Raw genomic sequence first — 17,969 nt, 5'->3', positions numbered from 1 at the left:
TCAATTCTTCCCCCCAACGGCGACGACGCTCGCGTCGCTGCCGCGCACGATCCGCACGGTCGGCCCCTGCGGCACTGCCACCGCCCCCGGATAGGATTGGCCGTTCGGCGCCTGCTGCGTCGCCGCGTGATCCTCGGCCGGCTTGCCGGGCACGGTGCGGCGCTGGAAGCGCGACACGTCGGCGCCGGTGGCGAATGTCGGCGCCCCTTCCGAAGGCCGCGCCGATGCGCGGGCCAGCATCGCCTTCTCGGCCTTGGCATCGCCATTTGCCGGCACGTCGACTTCGCCGCTGGCGATCGCTTCCTCGAGCTCGCCCTGATTGTCGGCGATCGAGCGCAGCGACAGCGACAGGCTGCCGACGGTCTGCGCGACCGCGATCTTCTCGGCGATCTTGGGTGTCGCCTCGACGGTGACGGTCGAATAGGTGTTGACGATGGTGTTGCCCTTGTCGTCGGTATTCTTGTCGGTGCGCTGGTCGGTCGCGAGCACGCGCAGGTTGCGCAGGATCGTCTCCGAAGCCTTGAGCGGCGGGCCGTCGCCGCCGCCGGAGACCGACTGGGTCAGCACCAGGTCCACCCGGTCGCCCGGGAAGACGAAGCCGGCGACCGCGCTCTGGGCGGAAACGGGAACCGTGACGGCGCGCATGCCGGGGCCGAGCGCCGCGGCCAGGAAGCCGCGATCGCCGGGCTTGACCAGCCCGCCCTGGGTCAGCGGCTGGCCCGCCGAAACCGCGAAACGGACGACCACGCCCTGAAGCTTGGCCGGATCGGCCTCGCCCTTCACATAATAGGCGCCCTCGACCAGTTCCTTCGGCCAGGGGCGGAATTCCATCGACGTCGCATCCAGGATCGTGCCGACCGGCAGCGCGCGCTTGGCGACCAGCACCTCGGTCGTGTTCTGGGGCGAGGCCGCCGTCGGCGCCGCGCCGGCGACCGGCGTGGGCGTGCCGAGCAACAGGCTGCGCGCCATGAACGCGGTGACCGCCGCGACGATCAGCGCGCCGACAAGTAGAATGAGCTTGCGTGCATCCATTTCGCTTCAAGCCTTCTCGAAAAATCCCTGGCCGGCCCTGGTTGCGCCGCCGTTAATCATCACCCGAACTGGTTAAGAAGTGGTTCGCGAAGAACCAGCAGCCCGGCGATCGCGATCGCCACGCCGTAGGGAACCTCGGGCAGGATCCCCCGACGCCGGGCGGAGCCCAGCATGAGCAGCAGCAACAGGGCGATGCCGCACAGCAGCGCCAGGATCGTCAGCAGCCACAGTACCGGCTCGCCGCGCAGCCACAGGAGCGTGCCCGGCTGCGCCAGCGCGACGCCGGCGGCGGCGAGCGCGAGCAGGACGGCGATCGCCCCCTTGCCGGGCCGGGGCATGCCATGGCCGCGGCGCACCCATTGCTCGGCGACCATCAGCAGTGTGAGCCCGCCGCCGACCAGCGCCATCGTCATCATCATCGAAACGAGCGGAGTCACCGGCAGCCACAGCGCCAGTGCGCCGATCAGCTTGACGTCGCCGCCGCCCATCTGGCCGATCGCGAAGGCGCCGGCGAAGAAGGCGAAGACGATCGCCGCGATGCCGAACTGGATCGCCATGTCCGGCCACAGCGCCAGGCCGTTCGCCCACCACCAGAGCGGGGCGAGCAGGGCGATGGCGATGTTCTTCCAATTGGCGATCTCGCGGGAACGCGCATCCTCTATCCCGGCCGAGACTAGGAGCAGCGCCAGCGCGCCGAGCAGGAAAGTTGCTGTAAAGTCCCCCATTTCAGGCAAATGCCTAGACGGGATGGCTTATCAAAACGTAACCAGTCCCCATGGCAATTTCCGCAGTCGATCGCCGTGCCTTGCCTCCGGGCTCCGAGATCCATCGCTGGCCCGCTCCGGACGGATGGGCGCTGCGCGCCTTCACCTGGCCTGCCGATATCGATGAACCGCGCGGATCGATCCTGTTCCAGGGCGGCCGCGGCGACATATTCGAGAAATATCTGGAGAGTTTCGCCCATTGGCATGATGCGGGATGGACGATCACGTCGTTCGACTGGCGCGGCCAGGGCGGATCGGGCCGGCTCACGTCGGCCGCCAATTGCGGCGATATCGAGAGCTTCGACCAGTTCATCGGCGATTTCAAAGCCTTCCATGCCGAATGGATCGCCGGTACGCCGGGGCCGCATGTCGTGATGGGCCATTCGATGGGCGGCCATCTGGTGCTGCGCGCGCTGGTCGAGGGCACGATCCGGCCCGATGCCGCGGTGGTGATCGCGCCGATGCTGGGGGTGAAGAGCCCGTTCGGCCGCTTCGCCGAGCGCGCGGCGCGCATCCTGGGCAATATCGGCAACCCCGCGCGCCGTGCCTGGAAGGGCAACGAGAAGCCCTATACCACCGAGACGCGATCGAACCTGCTCACCCATGATCCCGATCGCTATGCGGACGAGATCTGGTGGCAGCAGCACGATCCCGCGATCCTCACCGGCCCGCCGAGCTGGCGCTGGGTGATCGAAGCGTTCAAGTCGATGCGCGAGCTGGAGGCGAATCCGCAGCTCGAATCGATGCCGGTCCCGGTGCTGATGCTGGTCGCGCGGGCCGATGCGCTGGTCGATGCGCGCGTGGCGCTGCGCATCGGCCCCAGGCTGCCCGATGCCCGCATCGTCACCTTCGGCGACGAGAGCGCGCACGAGATATTGCGCGAGGCCGATCCCGTGCGCGACCGCGCGCTGGGCGAGATCGACAAGTTCCTGGCCGAGAGAGCCGCGAAACGTTGAGCCGCTACGATATCGCCATCATCGGCGCCGGCATCGCGGGCGCCAGCCTTGCCGCCGAGCTCGCCCCGCATGCGCGCGTGCTGATCCTGGAGGGCGAGGACAGGCCCGGCTATCATTCCACCGGCCGCTCCGCCGCCTTCTGGTCCGAAACCTATGGCGGGCCGGACATCCAGCCGCTCACCACCGCCTCGGGGCCGGCGCTGCGCGAAGGCGGCTTCCTCGATCCGCTGAGCTCGCTCCATATCGGGCGGGCGCAGGACGCGGCGGAGATCGATGCGTTTCTGGCCGAATTCGACGGCAGCGGCGTGGAGCTGCGCACGGTCGATCCGCGCGAGATGGTGCCGGGCCTGCGCTCCGAATGGAGCCTGGGCGTCCATGAGCCGAGCTGCGAATATATCGACGTCGCCGGACTCCACGCCGCCTTCCTCGCCACCGCCCGGCGGGCCGGGGCCGAGCTGGTTCTTTCCGCCGCGCTCGAATCCACCGAACGGGCCGGCACTTGGCGGCTGGCGACCCGCGCCGGGTATTTCGAGGCGGACGTGCTGGTCGATGCCGCCGGTGCGTGGGCCGATCCGGTCGCGGCGATGGCGGGAGCGCGGCCGCTGGGCATCCAGCCCTATCGCCGGACCATGGCGCAGCTCCGCACCGATCCTGCGCCGCCCGAGGGCTGTCCGCTGGTCGCGCATATCGGGGGCAGCTTCTACTTCAAGCCCGAGGCTGGAGGGCGGCTGTGGCTCAGCCCGCATGACGAGATCGCCAGCGATCCCTGCGATGCCCAGCCCGAGGAGATCGATATCGCCATCGCGATCGACCGGTTCGAGCATGCCGTGGATTGGCGCATCCAGGCGCTGGAGCACAAATGGGCGGGCCTGCGCAGCTTCGCGCCCGATCGGCGCCCCGTCTACGGCTTTGACGAGCGCGTTCCCGGCTTCTTCTGGTGCGCGGGGCAGGGCGGCTTCGGCATCCAGACCGCGCCCGCCGCGGCCCGCCTGGCGGCGGCGCTCCTGCTCGGCCGCGCGCTCGACGCAAGCGTCGCGCATATCGACGCTGACCGCTATTCGCCTGCCCGTTTCTAACCTATGTTACTCTTCCTCTAGTCAGGAGAGTCGTATGGCGCACAAGTTCTTGATCGAGCAGAACAAGGCTGGCGAGTATGTCGCCAAGTTCAAGTACAATGCCGAGGTGATCTTCTGGACCGAAGGCTATACGTCCAAGGCTTCCGCGAAGAACGCGATCGAGTCGATCCTCAAGAATGGCCCCGGCGCGCCCGTCGAGGAGGATTGAGGCCGGCCCGCCGCCTGCGCACGCGTTGCGAATGGGCGGCGGCCTTCACCAGTTGAACATCGTCCCGTCCTCGAGCCGGTTCACCGGCAGATAGGCGCGGCTATATTCGTATTTGGCGGCCAGCGTCTCGTCGATGTCGACGCCCAGCCCCGGCGCGTCGCCCGGGTGCATCAGCCCCTGATCGAAGCGATAGGCGTGGGGGAAGACGGCGTCGGTCTCCTCGGTGTGAACCATATATTCCTGGATGCCGAAATTGGGCACCGACAGGCCGAAATGCAGCGCCGCCGCCATCGTCACCGGCGAGAGATCGGTCGCGCCGTGGCAGCCGGTGCGGACCTGATAGAGGTCCGCCAGCGCGGCGATGCGGCGCAGATGGGTGATGCCGCCGGCATGGACCACGGTGGCGCGGATATAGTCGATCAACTGCTCCTCGATGAGCTGCTTCGCATCCCAGATCGAATTGAAGATCTCGCCCACCGCCAGCGGCGTGGTGGTGTGCTGGCGGATCAGGCGGAACGCTTCCTGGTTCTCGGCCGGAGTCGCGTCTTCCAGCCAGAACAGGCGATAGGGCTCCAGATCCTTGCCCAGCCGCCCGGCCTCGATCGGTGTCAGCCGGTGATGCACGTCGTGGAGCAGATGGATGTCCCACCCCAGCGCATCCCGCCCGCGCTGGAACAGCTCGGGCACCAGGCGCATGTATTTCGAGGTGGACCAGAAGGATTCCTCGGGCAGCGATCCCTTGGCCGGCTCGTAATAGAAGCGCTCGCCCGAGACCCCATAGGTGGATTTCAGCCCCGGCACGCCCGATTGCAGCCGGACGGCCTTGTAGCCCTTTTCCAGATATTCCTGGGCGCGCTCGATCGTCTCGGACACGTCCGATCCATTGGCATGACCATAGACCATGCAGCCGTCGCGACTGGCGCCGCCGAGAAGCTGGTAGACGGGGAGCCCCGCGACCTTGCCCTTGATGTCCCACAGCGCCATGTCGATCGCGGCGATCGCGGACATGGTCACGGGGCCGCGGCGCCAGTACGCGCCCTTGTAGAGATATTGCCAGATATCCTCGATCCGGTGCGCGTCGCGGCCGATCAGCACGGGGGCGACATGATCGGTGAGGTAGCTCGCCACCGCCAGCTCGCGGCCGTTCAGCGTCGCGTCGCCGATGCCGTAAATGCCTTCGTCGGTCTCGATCTTGACGGTCACGAAGTTGCGGCCGGGGCGCGTGACGATCACGCGGACGGAAGTGATGCGAGGCAAAGGCTGGTCCCCTGGAGTGGTCAGGCCAATATCCCCTTTCCCAAGCGAGCGTGTCAACCTATGATCCGGCGTGAACAGGACAGTCATGAAGATCACCGGGAACAAACTCTATCAGCGGGTGGCCGCCTCGATCGCCGACGGGATCGAGGCCGGGCGCTGGTCGCCGGGCTCGCGCCTGCCGGGCGAGCGCGACCTGGCCGAGGAATATAAGGTCAGCCGCCCCACCATCCGCGAGGCGATGATCGCGCTCGAGATGCGGGGCTGGATCGAGGCGCGGCACGGCTCGGGCCTCTATGTGACCAAGCGCGATCATGGCAGCGGGCGGCGCGAGGATGCGCTCAACTTCGATGTCGGCGCCTTCGACCTGACCGAGGCGCGGATCCTGTTCGAGGGCGAGGCGGTGGCGCTCGCCGCGGTCTCGATCACCGACGAGCAGCTTGCGGAACTGGACGGCCTTCTTGCCGAAATGGCGGCGAACGAGCCCGACGAGCCGGCGTTGCTCGACGCGGACCATCGCTTCCACCTCGCGATCGCCAATGCGACCGGCAATGCCGCGATCCGTAGCGTCGTCGAATATCTCTGGGAATTGCGCACCAAATCGCCGCTCTGCGCCAACATGTTCGCCCGTGCCCAGCGCGGCGGGGTGACGCCCCGCGTCGAGGAGCATCGTCCGATCGTCGAGGCGCTGCGGTCGCGCGATCCGAATGCGGCGCGCAACGCGATGCGGCTGCATCTGCGCGGGGTGGTCGACGATCTGCTGGAGGCCACCGAGCTGGAAGTGATGGAGCGCGCCCGCAGCGCGCTCACCGCCCAGCGCGACAGCGTCACCCGGCGCCTCAAGATAGGATCGGCTTGACACCGGTAGCCATGTGACTGAAATTGGCCTGACCAAAAGGAGAGGCCAATTGCATACCCCCTTGCCCGTGCGCGCATTCTGCGCCGGCGTCTGTCTTGCCGCCTTTGGCACCCCCGCCTTCGCCCAGTCGGCTGTGCCGGCGCCGCACGGCCCGGCCTATGCCCAGGCGCCGGCGATGGATGCTACCGTCACCGGCCGGCTGCTCCCGCAGCTCGAGGCGCTGCTCCATCAGCTTCTCCGCGAGAAGCGCGGCCTGACGATCGACGGCGTGCCGGTGTTCGACAGCGGCGACAAGTTCCTGCCGGGCAAGATCGCCTCGGGCCTCTCCTATCTGCTGCTCGCCATGCCGCGCGGCGATCCGCGCCTTCCCGAATATCTCGCCGCCTATCGCGACATCGCCGATCTGACCGTGGGCGAACATAATGATAGCTGGGGAATCTATTATTATATCTCTGCGCTCCACGCGCTGAAGCAGGCCGGGTTGCTCGACCAGGCCGTGCGCCCGGAGACGCTCGCGGCGCTGCGCGAGAGGCTCGACTGGCGCCGCTTCGTCGATGCGAAGACGCTCAAGCTCATCGATTTGCCCAACAATTATTACGGCGTGGCGTTCAGCGTGGCGCGGCTGCGCTACCTTCTCGGCTGGGAGGATGCGGCGGCCAGCGAGGCTCTGCTCAAGCGGATGCTCGATCATTACGGCACCTATTCGGGCGTCTACGGCTTTGCCGACGAGACCGATGGGGATGGGCGGTTCGATCGTTATTCGGTGTTGCTGATCGGCGAGATCGCCCAGCGTTTCATCGAGACCGGCATGGAGGCGACGCCGCAGGTCAAGGCGTGGCTGCGCAAGTCGGCCGAGCTGATGCTGCTACGCGCGAGCCTGACCGGCGAGGGCTGGGAATATGGCCGCAGCATCGGCGCCTATGGCGAGACCGCGTTCCTCGAAGTGCTGACCGCGGCGGCGAAGCTGGGGGTGCTCAGTCCGCAGGAGCGCGACATGGCCTATGCGCTCTCCTCGCGCATCGCGGCGCGCTATGCCGATTTCTGGCTGGATCCACAGACCGGCTCGGTCAATCTGTGGGACGATGGCCGGCGCACCGATGCCTATCGAGGCAAGCATCGGATATTGGGTGAGAATCTCAGCCTCGCCCGGCAGTATATCTATACGAACGCGATCTGGAACGAACTGGGCTATCGCAGGCGCGCGGCTTCGGCCGGTTATGCCGCATGGCTGGGCACGCTGCCGCCGGTGACGCTCACCTGGTTTGCCCGCGGCGCGCATGACCGCGCGCTGCTTACGATCCGCGACGGCGCGCATGTCATCGGCCTGCCGCTCCTCAACGGCGGCGACGGCCAGCATATGAACAATCCCTATTTCCCCGTGCCTTACGCGGCGGGGATGCTCTCGGGATCGGCGGACGCGACCTATCCGCATCTGGTGCCGCGCTTCACGCTGGCGGACGGCAGCGTGCTGATGCCGCTAGCCTGGTTTCGCGACGTGAAGCTGGTCCGGCAGGGCAAGCGGACGATCCTGACCTATCGGCTCGACGCGATGGACCGGATGGGCGGTAAGGATTCGGTGGCCGACAAGCGGGTGGCGGTGGAGACGCGCTATGAATTCACGCCCGGCGGGATCGTGCGCACCGATCGCTATCGGGCGGCCAAGCCGCTCGATATTCGTGCGATCGACATGGAATTCGCCAGCTTTTCCGGCCAGCCGGTGGTGCAAGGCGGGGATATTCGATTCGGCCAGGGGGAAGTGACCGGCTTCTCCGCCCAGGGGCTCGATCGGTGCGAGGCGCGCCCCGCGTCCGGCGCGCCCTATCAGGCGCCGAGCGGGCCGTTCGCGACTCGTATCGCCTGCCACAGCGGCGCGCTGCGGCTGGACAAGCCGCTGATTCTCGGCTGGACGATCCGCTATAAATAGCGGGTGCGGCTTCGCGCAGATTGTTCAGGTCAATTGGGTTGACACCGGTGACAAAGTGGCCTTACCAAAGCGTAAGACCCGAACACGGGCACGCCAAAAATACCGGGAGGGGAGAAACTATGTCCGGAATCGCTATTTCCACGTTCGGCCGCGCCGCAGTGCGGGTCGCGCTGCTCGCATCCGCTTGCGCCGCCTTGCCGGCCTTTGCCCAGACGGCCGATCCGGCCCAGGCCGATCCCACGCAGAGCGTCGAAGCCGAGGAGAGCGCCGAGGCTGCCCAGGGGATCGTCGTCACCGGCGCCCGCGCCGAGCAGCGCAGCTCGATCGACGTCAAGCGCAACGCCGCCGTGATCCTGGACGGCATCGTCAACGACGAGATCGGCGCGCTGCCCGACAACAGCGTGGGCGACACGCTGGAGCGCATTACCGGCGTCTCGGCGGATCGCTTCAAGGGCAATGCCAACGAGCTTTCGATCCGCGGCCTTGGGCCGACCTTGAGCTTTTCCGAATTCAACGGCCGCGAAGTCTCGACCGCCGGGCCGGACCGTTCGGTGGCGTTCCAGCAATTCCCGTCCGAGCTCGTCAACGGCGTGATCGTCTACAAGTCGCAACAGGCGGACTTCCTGGAGGGCGGCATTGGCGGCGTGATCGAACTCAGGTCGCTGAAGCCGCTCGATTACGGCAAGCGCCGCATCCAGGGCGAGTTCCGCGGCTCCTATCTGCCCAAGGACGACGACATCGTCGGCCGGGACGGGCTCGGCTATCGCGCCAACCTGTCCTATGTCGATCAGTTCCACACCGGCATCGGCGATATCGGCATCTCGATCGGCGTGCAGCGCCAGGACGTCGCCGCGCCCGAGGATTATTACAATGGCAATTCGGCCTATGTGCCGTGCAACACCGCGGCGCTGAATCCCGGCGCCGCCACCACCAACTGCGTCCAGGGCTCCACGCCCCGCGCCGGCGAGACGCTCGGCGGTACCTATTACGCCACCCAGTCGCGCAGCTTCCGCCAGCAGCGCACCCGCGAGCTGCGCAATGCGGTGATCGGCGCGCTCCAGTGGAAGCCGACGCCCAACCTCGATATTGCGCTCGACGGCCAATATTCGAAGCGCGAATCGACCGAGGACCGCAACGTCTTCGCGATCGCCGAGGCGCTGCGCGGCATCAATCCGATCATCGTCGGCGACGGTACCAACGGCTATACCGAAGGCGCGCTCATCAAATATTCGGGCAATTCGAACCTGGAGGACCAGCTCGAGCTGCGCGAGCGCGACGAGGAATATATCGCCGCCGCCGCGACGATCGGCTGGAAGGACGATCACCTCGCCATCACCGGCGACGGCAGCTTCTCGCAATCGCACCGCACCGAGACGCAGATGGCGACGCGGATGCGCTCCACCCGGCGCGTCGGCTACACGCTCGACTATAGCGACAGCCCGATCGTGCCGGTGGTGACGTTCGACAATTTCGACATCACCAATCCGGACAATTTCGCGGCCAATGCTGCCAACTCGGTCTATGCGCGCAACCGCTTCGCCACCGATCGCAAGGACGATATCTATGCGGGCCGCCTGGATGCCGAATACAGCTTCGACCAGGGCTTCATCCGATCGATCAAGGTCGGCGGGCGCTATTCCGAGCATCACCGCACGCTGGACGGCAACGCCAACAACGATCTGAACACGATCGTCGGCTATGGCGGCATGACGCCGGCGCAGATCATCACCAAGGCAAACCAGGATTGCCGCACGGCATTCCCGACCAAGCAGTTCTTCCCGACCACCGATACCAACGTCACCAATTGGGCGACGTTCGACAATAAATGCCTGTTCCGCGCCTTCACCGGCAGCGACAGCGCGCTGCCCTATCCCAGCGAGACGCGCGATCCGGGCGACATCGACGTGCGCGAACGGATCAAGGCGGCCTATGCGATGGCCAGCTTCGGCGGCGACCTGGGCTCGACGCCGTTCAGCGGCAATATCGGCCTGCGCTATGTGAAGACCAATATCACGTCGATCGGCTATCGCCTGCCGTTCAAGGTGACGATCGACACGGCCGGCGACAATTTCACCGTGGCGGCCGATCCGAACGGCACGATCACCACCGATACGCTGAAGGGCAGCTACGAATATTTCCTGCCCAGCCTGAACCTGGCGTTCGAGCTGTCGAGCCAGATCAAGCTGCGCCTGGCCGGCTATCGCGCCTTGTCACGCTCGCCGATCGAGAGCTTCGGCGCGGGCATCAACCTCAATCCGACCTCAGGCCCGGGCGGCGCATCGGACGTCACCTTCAACCCGACCAGCGGCAACCCGAACCTGAAGCCGCTGCGTGGCTGGAACGCTGACGCCAGCCTGGAATTCTATCTGGGCAAGGACACGCTGTTCTCGGTCGCGGGCTATTACAAATGGCTGCGCGGCACGGTAATCTCGCGCGAGGCGGGCATCCCGACGACGATCACGGTGACGACCCAGGTCGATGCCAATCCGGCGACCCAGCAGAGCTATGACGTCGAGCTGATCGCGCCGGCCAATGATTCGGAGATGCGGCACCTCTACGGCGTCGAGTTCACCGGCAGCCATGCGTTCACCTGGCTTCCCGGGCTGCTCAGCGGCTTCGGCGTCAGCGGATCGCTGAACGTCGCCTTCGCCAATTTCGAATATCCCGATACCTCTACGCTGGCGCCCTATCTCGATCCCGAGAACCTGATCGGCCTGTCCAAATATGTCGCCAACGGCTCGGTCTATTGGGAAAAGAGCGGGCTCTCGCTGCGGGCGAGCTACCGCTACCGTTCGCATTATTACAAGCCGAACAGCTCGACCAACCGCAGCGTCCAGGACGCGGGCTATCTGAACCTCTCGGCGCAGTATGACCTGACCAAGAACGTCCAGCTCAAGTTCCAGGTGCTCAACGTGACCGACACCAAGGACGTGTTCTACAAGGGCGGCTATGACAGCATCGCCGAAGTGAGCGAGAGCGGGCCGCAATATTATTTCGGCGCCCGGTTCCGGTTCTGAGGGGAAGACCTGTGCGCAAATCCCTTGTTTCCCTCGTCCTGCTGGCGGCCGCCGCGTCGCAGACTGCACCCCGAGCCGGGAACGCCTCCCCTGGCCCCAACCCCCCGCAGCCGGTCTGCCAGGGCGTGGAAGGATATTCCGCGGCCTTTGGCGGGCGCAGGACTTTTTTCTTCGTGCCCGACGTGCTGGAGCGGCTGAAGGCCGGCCGCGAGAGCGATCCGGCGGTGGCCGCCGCCTACAAGGCGCTGGTCGCCCAGGCGGAGGCGGCGATGCGGCATCCGCTTTATACCGTGGTGGACAAGAAGGTGATCCCGCCCTCGGGCGATCGCCACGATTATCTGAGCGTCGGCCCCTATTGGTGGCCGGACCCGTCCAGGCCGGACGGCATGCCGTTCATCCGGCGCGACGGCGAGATCAATCCGGATCGGTCGAGCGACAAGTACGATGTCGCCGATCTCGATTCGATGAGCGCTGATGTCGAGACGCTGGCGCTGGCCTATTATTTCACCGGCGAGGCCCGCTATGCCGGCCGCGCCGCCAGCCTGTTGCGGACCTGGTTCCTGGATCCCGCGACGCGGATGAATCCGAACATGAACTTCGCCCAGGCCGTGCCGGGGCGCGAGACCGGGCGGGCCGAGGGGATCATCGATACGACGCGGCTCCAGCGCGTGGTCGACGGGACCGGGCTGATCGGACCTTCGGGCAAGCTGACCGCTTCCGAGCAGAAGGGCCTGGAGAAATGGTTCGGCGACTATGTCGACTGGATGCGCTCCAGCTCCAACGGCAAGGCCGAGGATGGGGCGAAGAACAACCATGCCATGTGGTTCGACGCCCAGGCGGCGCAGTTCGCGCTGTTCGCGCGGCGGCCGGATGTGACCAAGGCGATCGTCGATGCCTTTCCCAAGCGCCGGATCGCGCCGCAGTTCACGCCCGAGGGCAAGCTACCCCAGGAGCTGACCCGGACGCGCAGCCTGCATTATTCGATCTATGCGCTGCTCGCCGCCTATGACGTGGCGGAGATGGGAAGCTGCATCGGCGTGGACCTGTGGAACTATGCCGATCCGAGCGGCAAGGGGCTGCGGCGGACGACCGATTTTCTCGCCGCCTATCGCAGCAATGTCGCGAGCTGGCCGTACAAGGAGCTGCGGCCGGGCACCGGCGAGCTGGACGAGGTGCTGCGCCGGGCGAAGCGCGCCTGGCCGGACGGGCCCTATACGGCGACCGAGGCTTCGGAGCTCAAGCGCTTCCTGAAGGCCGGCAGCAGCGAGGAAGGTCCGGACCTGCCGAAATAGGCGCTGGGCGGTAGCCGGTTACCCTAAAGTCACAAAGGTCGCGGGTCTCGCGCGTGTGAGGACGATAATCCCTCATCCGTCACCCCGGCCGAAGTGCCGGGGTCCGCTCCTCCATGAGCGAGCCTCTCTAAGTTCCAGCGGCTCTCCCAGCCGCATGGTGGACCCCGGCACTTCGGCCGGGGTGACGATGGAGGTCAGGGGCGTCCCGAGACGCCAATGCTGTTCGCGATGAGAAAGAGCTTCGCCACCCTCGCAGGCGAAATCCTATCTTTCCAGCCTTATTCCGGGCGCTTGCAGGTTCCCGCGCCCTCCTTTTGCTTGTCCATGCCGGCGGCGGTCGCATCGGCCCAGGCCTTGAACGCATCGAGCGTCTTGGGCGCGTCGGGCTCCTGCACCCAGGCGGCGGCGAAGGCGTAGCGGATACGGGCGGGGTCGCAGAATTCGACGAACAGCGAGCCGTTGTTGGTGCCGGCCTGCACCGCATCGCCGGCGCGATAGAAGAGGACGATGCCGAGATCGTCCTTGGCGAGGCTCTGCCTGCCCCATGTGCCGAAATAACGCCAACGGCCGGTGCCGCCCTTCACCTGGGTCATGCCGTCGTGCAGCGTCAGCCCGGCGACCATGCGCGGCACCGCGCCGTTCGCCGCCGCTGTCACCATCGTCACCCGCGAGCCGGGGCTGATCGCATAGCGCGTCTTGAGGTCCGCCGCCCCGCCGGCACCGGGAAAGCCCGCGTTATGGACATCGACCGCCGCTGTCGTCCCGATCGAACGCGCTTCGGCATGGATGGCCGAGCGGCCGAGTTGGGTCACCTTGCCGTCGCGCAGCACGCCGATGCCGCCCATGCCGAGCGACTGATCGACCTGGAACACGTCCATCCCCCAGTCGGCGAGCGTGTGATAATCGTCATGCCCCATGCCGATCTTCGGCAGGATCGCCCCGGGCTGGCGCTTGCCATAGATGTCGGGGACGTTCCGCTCGTCGAGATAGAGGCGATAGGCCACCTTGTCCGATTCCCAGCCCGGCCCTTCGAAGGCGATGAGCTGATCGTGGATCTGGTGATCGGCGGGGACGTCGAAGCTCTCGACCTGGGCGAAGCTGCCGCCATTCACCTTGCCGTCGGCGCCGCGCGTGCCGCCCTGCTGGACGTTGAGCGTCGCCCTGGCGAAGGGCGGGGTGCCGTCCTGGCCGGGCGCGGCGGCGAGGAGCAGGGGCATGGCGAGCCAGAAGATGCGCTTCATCGTCATTTCTCCGCGAGATCGTAAACCGCCGCGCCGGCCAGCAGATAGGCGCCGACGCCGTAGAGCTGGGTGTCCTGCGCGTTCACCGCGTCGGGCCGGTCGCTGACCTGCTGCACCCAGCCGAGCCGCCCGTCGGGCTGGACCGCGCGCTCCAGCGCCGCCCAGCCGCGCGCGACGGCGGGCAGGTAGCGATCGCGCGGCAGCAGCCCGGCCTTGATGCCCCAGGCGAGGCCATGGACGTAGAAGCCGGTGCCGCTGGTCTCGTCCGCCGAGCGGTTCGGATCGGCGAGCAGCGAGGGCGGCCAATAGCCGTTGGCGCGCTGGAGCGGGAGCAGCCGTTCGGCCATCGTCTTGAACAGCTTCACATAATAGGGCCGGCGCGGATCGTTCGGCGCCAGCTCCGGGATCAGCCGGGCGAGGCCGGAAAGCACCCAGCCATTGCCGCGGCTCCAGAACAGTTTCTCGCCATGCGCGCCGCGCTGAGCGAAGAAGCGGCTGTCGCGGAAATAGAGGCTCTCCTTGCGATCGAAGAGCAGGTCGGTCGTCGCCAGGAACTCGCGGTGCGCGAAAGCGGCATAGCGCTTGTCGCCGGTCTGGCGGCTGAGCGCGTAGAGCGTCGGCGGGGCCATGAACAAGGCGTCGCACCAGCACCAGCGCGTGGTGCATTCCGGATCGCCGCCCTGGGGCGGGGCGATGAAGAGCAGGTCGTGGTCGAGCGGCTTCGCCAGGATCCTGTCGAAGCTGGCGCGCATCGGCTTGAGGGCATCTTCGCCTGCGCCGTGCCGTGCGGCCCAGAGCCAGACGGCCCCGATCAGGTGATCGTCGGCATGATAGAGGCGGCCGCCCAAAGCCCAGCCGAGCTTGTGCCCGGTCGCGAGGATGGCGTCGCGGTAGCGCGGGCTGGCCGATCGATCGGCTACCGCGGTGAGGCCGACCCAGAAGGCGGCCTGTTGCCAGTCGCGTGGGTCTTTGGTGCTGGGGCGGGCGAGCGGGATATAATCGAGATTGTCGAGATGGGCGAGCTGCCAGTCGGCCATGCGCTCGATCGAGGCGCGGAGCTGGGCGCGATCGGGCAGGGCTGCGGGCGCTTGCCGGATGGCGGCGGGTGCGGGAGGATCATAGGCCGTCGCCAATGCCAGGGCCGCCAACGCCCAGCCGAACCCGATTCTCACGCCCGCATCTCCCCTTGCTACCGCTGTCATCGCAGCTTGCGGCGACGATGTTGGCCCGCGCTCGTCAAGTCAAGTGGTAAGGCCAATTTCACCCGAAGGAGTGACGCTACGGCATCGGCGTTTCCCGGCGGGAAGCGTGGCTTCGGTGCAACAAGGGGGAATTATCTCGCTGCGGCGGCCCGATTCTGCTATGGCGGAGGCCGTGACCAGCATCGCCCAACCCTATGATTTCCGCGTCGACGTCGCGCAGGACGATATCGATTTCATGGGGCATGTGAACAATGCCTCTTATCTCAAATGGGTGCAGGCCGCCGTTATCAGCCACTGGCAGCATCTGGCGCCGGTGGAAGCGGTGGCGCAGCATCTGTGGGTCGCGCTGAAGCATGAGATCACCTATCGCCGGCCGGCCTTCCTCGACGACGATGTCGTCGCGACCGTGCTGCTGGAAAAGGTGCAGGGCGCGCGGGCATTCTACGAGACGGTGATCCGGCGCGGCGGCGAAGTGCTGGCCGAGGTCAAGTCGAGCTGGTGCTGCGTGGATGCCGAGACGCTGAAGCCGGCGCGCGTGGCGAAGGACGTGATCGACCGGTTCTTCGTTAAGGGCGAATAGCGGGCGCGGGGCGCCGCTGTTCCCATTTTCCCGGTCACCGCGGCCGAAGTGCCCGGGGGCCGCTCCTCTGCGAACGAGTTTCTCCAAGCTTCGAGTGGCTCTCCCAGCCGCGCGGTAGACCCCGGCACTTTGGCAGGGGTGACGGTAGGGGGGCTCGTTGCGTCCCTCGCAGTGCGAACCCCTCACATCCCCGCGTCGCGGATCGTCTCCATCACGACGAAGGTCGAGGTGCTGGCGACGTGCGGCAGGCTGGAGATGCGCTCGCCGAGCACTTCGCGATAGCGGCGTATGTCCGAGGTGCGGACCTTCAGCAGATAGTCGAAATGGCTGGCCAGCATATGGCATTCCTCGACTTCGGGAATCTTGAGCACGGCCTGTCGGAACTCGGCCAGCGCCGCCTCGCGTGTGTCCGATAGCTTCACTTCGGTGAAGGCGATATGATCGAGGTCCAGCTTTGCCGGATCGGTCACGGCGCGGAAGCCGAGGATGAACCCTTCCGCGATCAGCCGCTTCAGCCGCATCTGGCAGGGCGTCTTGGACAGGCCGACCCGGCCCGCGAGCTCGGTCACCGGCATCCGGCCGTTCTCGCGCAGGGCATCGATGATCCGGCGATCGAACAAGTCTATAGTGTTGGATATGGGGAATGACATGGGCATTTTGCCTGGAAACGGCTAAAAATCGGGATCGATCGGCCTATATCTACGCGATCTATGGGCGGATTGCCATGCGCTTTCCTGCTAGGCGCCTGCCCATCGTCTCCGCCCAGCCGAGGTCCGCCATGGTCCAGCCGTCCGATCTTCCGCCGCTCTTCGCCGCCTTCGCGCCGCCGGTGCGCGAGCAGACCCCGCTGCGCCGGGCGATCACCGCCACCTATCGCCGGCCGGAGTCCGAATGCGTGGGCGCGCTGCTCGACCAGGCGACGTTGCCCGAGCCGCTGCGCGCTGCCGCGGCCGGGACCGCCACGGCGCTGATAACGGCGTTGCGGGCCAAGCATCGCGGCACCGGCGTCGAGGGGCTGGTGCAGGAATATGCGCTGTCGAGCCAGGAGGGCGTGGCGCTGATGTGCCTGGCCGAGGCGCTGCTGCGCATCCCGGACGACGAAACCCGCGACGCGCTGATCCGCGACAAGATCGCTGGCGGGGACTGGAAGAGCCATATCGGCGACGGCCGCTCGCTGTTCGTCAACGCCGCGACCTGGGGGCTGGTCGTCACCGGCAAGCTCACCAGCAGCGTCAATGATTCCGGGCTCGCGGCAGCGCTCACCCGGCTGATCGCGCGCGCCGGCGAGCCGGTGATCCGGCGCGGCGTCGACATGGCGATGCGGATGATGGGCGAGCAGTTCGTCACCGGCGAGACGATCGCCGAGGCGCTGAAGCGCGCCCGTCCGCTGGAGGCGCGCGGCTTCCAGTACAGCTACGACATGCTGGGCGAGGCGGCGACCACGGCGGCGGACGCCGAGCGCTATTATCGCGATTACGAGGCGGCGATCCATGCGATCGGCAAGGCATCGGACGGGCGCGGCGTCTATGCGGGGCCGGGCATCTCGATCAAGCTCTCGGCGCTCCATCCGCGCTATGCGCGCGCGCAGGCGGGGCGGGTGATGGAGGAGCTGCTGCCCCGGGTGAAGACGCTAGCGGTGCTGGCGCGCGGCTATGACATCGGCCTCAATATCGATGCGGAGGAGGCCGACCGGCTGGAACTCTCGCTCGATCTGCTGGAGAGCCTGGCGCTCGATCCCGATCTGGCCGGGTGGAACGGGCTCGGCTTCGTGGTCCAGGCCTATGGCAAGCGCTGCCCCTTCGTGATCGACTGGATCGTCGATCTCGCCCGGCGCGCGAAGCGGCGGATCATGGTGCGGCTGGTGAAGGGCGCCTATTGGGACGCCGAGATCAAGCGCGCCCAGGTGGACGGGCTCGCCGATTTCCCGGTCTATACCCGGAAGATCCATACCGACATCGCCTATGTCGCCTGCGCTCGGCGGCTGCTTGCCGCGACCGATGCGGTGTTCCCGCAATTCGCGACGCACAATGCGCAGACGCTCGCCAGCATCTATCACCTGGCCGGGCCGGATTTCGCGCTGGGCAAATATGAGTTCCAGTGCCTCCACGGCATGGGCGAGCCGCTCTATGACGAAGTGGTGGGGGCGGAGAAGCTGGACCGGCCGTGCCGCATCTATGCGCCGGTCGGCACGCACGAGACGCTGCTTGCCTATCTCGTGCGGCGGCTGCTGGAGAACGGCGCCAACTCCTCCTTCGTCAACCGGATCGCCGATCCCGAAGTGTCGATCGCCGAGCTGGTCGCCGATCCGGTCGAGGCGGTGCGGGCGATGCCGGTGCCGGGGCAGAAGCACCCGGCAATCGCCTTGCCCCGGGATCTCTACGGCACGCGCCGCAACTCGGACGGGCTCGATCTCTCCGACGAGACGGTGCTGGCGATGCTGGGCGAGACGATGCGGGCCGGGGCGCATTCGGATTGGACGGCGGGCGCCGAGGGTACGCCGCGTGCCGTCCTCAATCCTGCCGATCTGCGCGACCGCGTCGGCACCGTGTTCGAAGCCTCGCCCG

The 17,969-nt window shown here is 66.9% G+C and carries 14 protein-coding genes and 1 pseudogene; 9 read left to right on the top strand and 6 right to left on the bottom strand.

The annotated features are described in order from the left end of the window. Both cpaB and HB724_RS20495 read right to left on the bottom strand, forming a co-directional pair. A complete protein-coding gene (gene cpaB, locus HB724_RS12180) occupies nucleotides 1–1,032 on the bottom strand; it encodes a Flp pilus assembly protein CpaB (RefSeq protein ID WP_213981213.1) in 1,032 nt (343 codons plus the stop codon). A gap of 347 nt (nucleotides 1,033–1,379) precedes the next feature. Beyond that, a pseudogene (locus tag HB724_RS20495) lies at nucleotides 1,380–1,757 on the bottom strand (prepilin peptidase); the annotation flags it as partial. Nucleotides 1,758–1,807: 50 nt separating this feature from the next. On the opposite strand from HB724_RS20495, the gene HB724_RS12170 reads away from it, so the two are divergent. The 3 genes from HB724_RS12170 to HB724_RS12160 are packed head-to-tail and all read left to right on the top strand — an operon-like array spanning nucleotide 1,808 to nucleotide 4,036. Next, the gene (locus HB724_RS12170) at nucleotides 1,808–2,752 is read left to right on the top strand and encodes an alpha/beta hydrolase (protein WP_213981211.1); all 945 of its coding nucleotides are present in this window, start codon (nucleotides 1,808–1,810) and stop codon (nucleotides 2,750–2,752) included. Continuing rightward, nucleotides 2,749–3,828, top strand: coding sequence for an FAD-binding oxidoreductase (locus HB724_RS12165; RefSeq protein ID WP_213981210.1), 1,080 nt, complete (start codon nucleotides 2,749–2,751; stop codon nucleotides 3,826–3,828). Before HB724_RS12170 ends, HB724_RS12165 begins: the two co-directional genes overlap by 4 nt. A gap of 34 nt (nucleotides 3,829–3,862) precedes the next feature. Then, nucleotides 3,863–4,036 carry a DUF1508 domain-containing protein gene (locus tag HB724_RS12160; protein ID WP_213981209.1) on the top strand — a complete coding sequence of 58 codons (174 nt, stop codon included), beginning with the start codon at nucleotides 3,863–3,865 and terminating at the stop codon, nucleotides 4,034–4,036. A 45-nt stretch (nucleotides 4,037–4,081) separates the two neighbouring features. On the opposite strand, the gene manD is transcribed toward HB724_RS12160, so the two are convergent. After that, nucleotides 4,082–5,293, bottom strand: coding sequence for a D-mannonate dehydratase ManD (manD, locus tag HB724_RS12155; RefSeq protein WP_256731482.1), 1,212 nt, complete (start codon nucleotides 5,291–5,293; stop codon nucleotides 4,082–4,084). 85 nt (nucleotides 5,294–5,378) lie between these two features. On the opposite strand from manD, the gene HB724_RS12150 reads away from it, so the two are divergent. From HB724_RS12150 to HB724_RS12135, 4 genes are all read left to right on the top strand, one after another. Continuing rightward, nucleotides 5,379–6,149 (top strand): FadR/GntR family transcriptional regulator, encoded by a 771-nt coding sequence (locus HB724_RS12150; protein ID WP_213981208.1) that lies wholly within the window; start codon nucleotides 5,379–5,381, stop codon nucleotides 6,147–6,149. Between the two features lie 49 nt (nucleotides 6,150–6,198). Next, on the top strand, nucleotides 6,199–8,073 hold the full coding sequence (locus HB724_RS12145; protein ID WP_213981207.1) for a hypothetical protein: 1,875 nt from the start codon (nucleotides 6,199–6,201) through the stop codon (nucleotides 8,071–8,073). 119 nt (nucleotides 8,074–8,192) lie between these two features. Then, entirely contained in the window at nucleotides 8,193–11,090 is a 2,898-nt protein-coding gene (locus HB724_RS12140) for a TonB-dependent receptor (protein WP_213981206.1), read from the top strand. A gap of 173 nt (nucleotides 11,091–11,263) precedes the next feature. Next, nucleotides 11,264–12,382, top strand: a complete 1,119-nt coding sequence (locus HB724_RS12135) for an alginate lyase family protein (RefSeq protein WP_213981205.1) — start codon at nucleotides 11,264–11,266, stop codon at nucleotides 12,380–12,382. A gap of 278 nt (nucleotides 12,383–12,660) precedes the next feature. Here HB724_RS12135 and HB724_RS12130 read toward each other — a convergent pair whose 3' ends face one another. Together HB724_RS12130 and HB724_RS12125 are read right to left on the bottom strand one after the other, a co-directional pair. Continuing rightward, nucleotides 12,661–13,623: a DUF4861 family protein gene (locus HB724_RS12130; RefSeq protein WP_213981204.1), complete on the bottom strand. Its 963-nt coding sequence runs from the start codon at nucleotides 13,621–13,623 to the stop codon at nucleotides 12,661–12,663. A gap of 2 nt (nucleotides 13,624–13,625) precedes the next feature. Then, on the bottom strand, nucleotides 13,626–14,795 hold the full coding sequence (locus HB724_RS12125; RefSeq protein WP_346344723.1) for a glycoside hydrolase family 88 protein: 1,170 nt from the start codon (nucleotides 14,793–14,795) through the stop codon (nucleotides 13,626–13,628). A gap of 190 nt (nucleotides 14,796–14,985) precedes the next feature. On the opposite strand from HB724_RS12125, the gene HB724_RS12120 reads away from it, so the two are divergent. Then, the gene (locus tag HB724_RS12120; RefSeq protein ID WP_213981202.1) at nucleotides 14,986–15,405 is read left to right on the top strand and encodes a thioesterase family protein; all 420 of its coding nucleotides are present in this window, start codon (nucleotides 14,986–14,988) and stop codon (nucleotides 15,403–15,405) included. Between the two features lie 182 nt (nucleotides 15,406–15,587). On the opposite strand, the gene HB724_RS12115 is transcribed toward HB724_RS12120, so the two are convergent. Beyond that, entirely contained in the window at nucleotides 15,588–16,055 is a 468-nt protein-coding gene (locus tag HB724_RS12115; protein ID WP_213981201.1) for an Lrp/AsnC family transcriptional regulator, read from the bottom strand. Between the two features lie 128 nt (nucleotides 16,056–16,183). Here HB724_RS12115 and HB724_RS12110 point away from each other — a divergent pair. Next, a partial coding sequence (locus HB724_RS12110) for a proline dehydrogenase family protein (RefSeq protein WP_213981250.1) occupies nucleotides 16,184–17,969 on the top strand: 1,786 nt, incomplete at its 3' end.

It is taken from the genome of Sphingomonas sp. dw_22 (assembly GCF_018449795.1).
GTDB lineage: Bacteria > Pseudomonadota > Alphaproteobacteria > Sphingomonadales > Sphingomonadaceae > Sphingomonas.
This window is presented reverse-complemented; position numbering and strand designations above follow the sequence as displayed.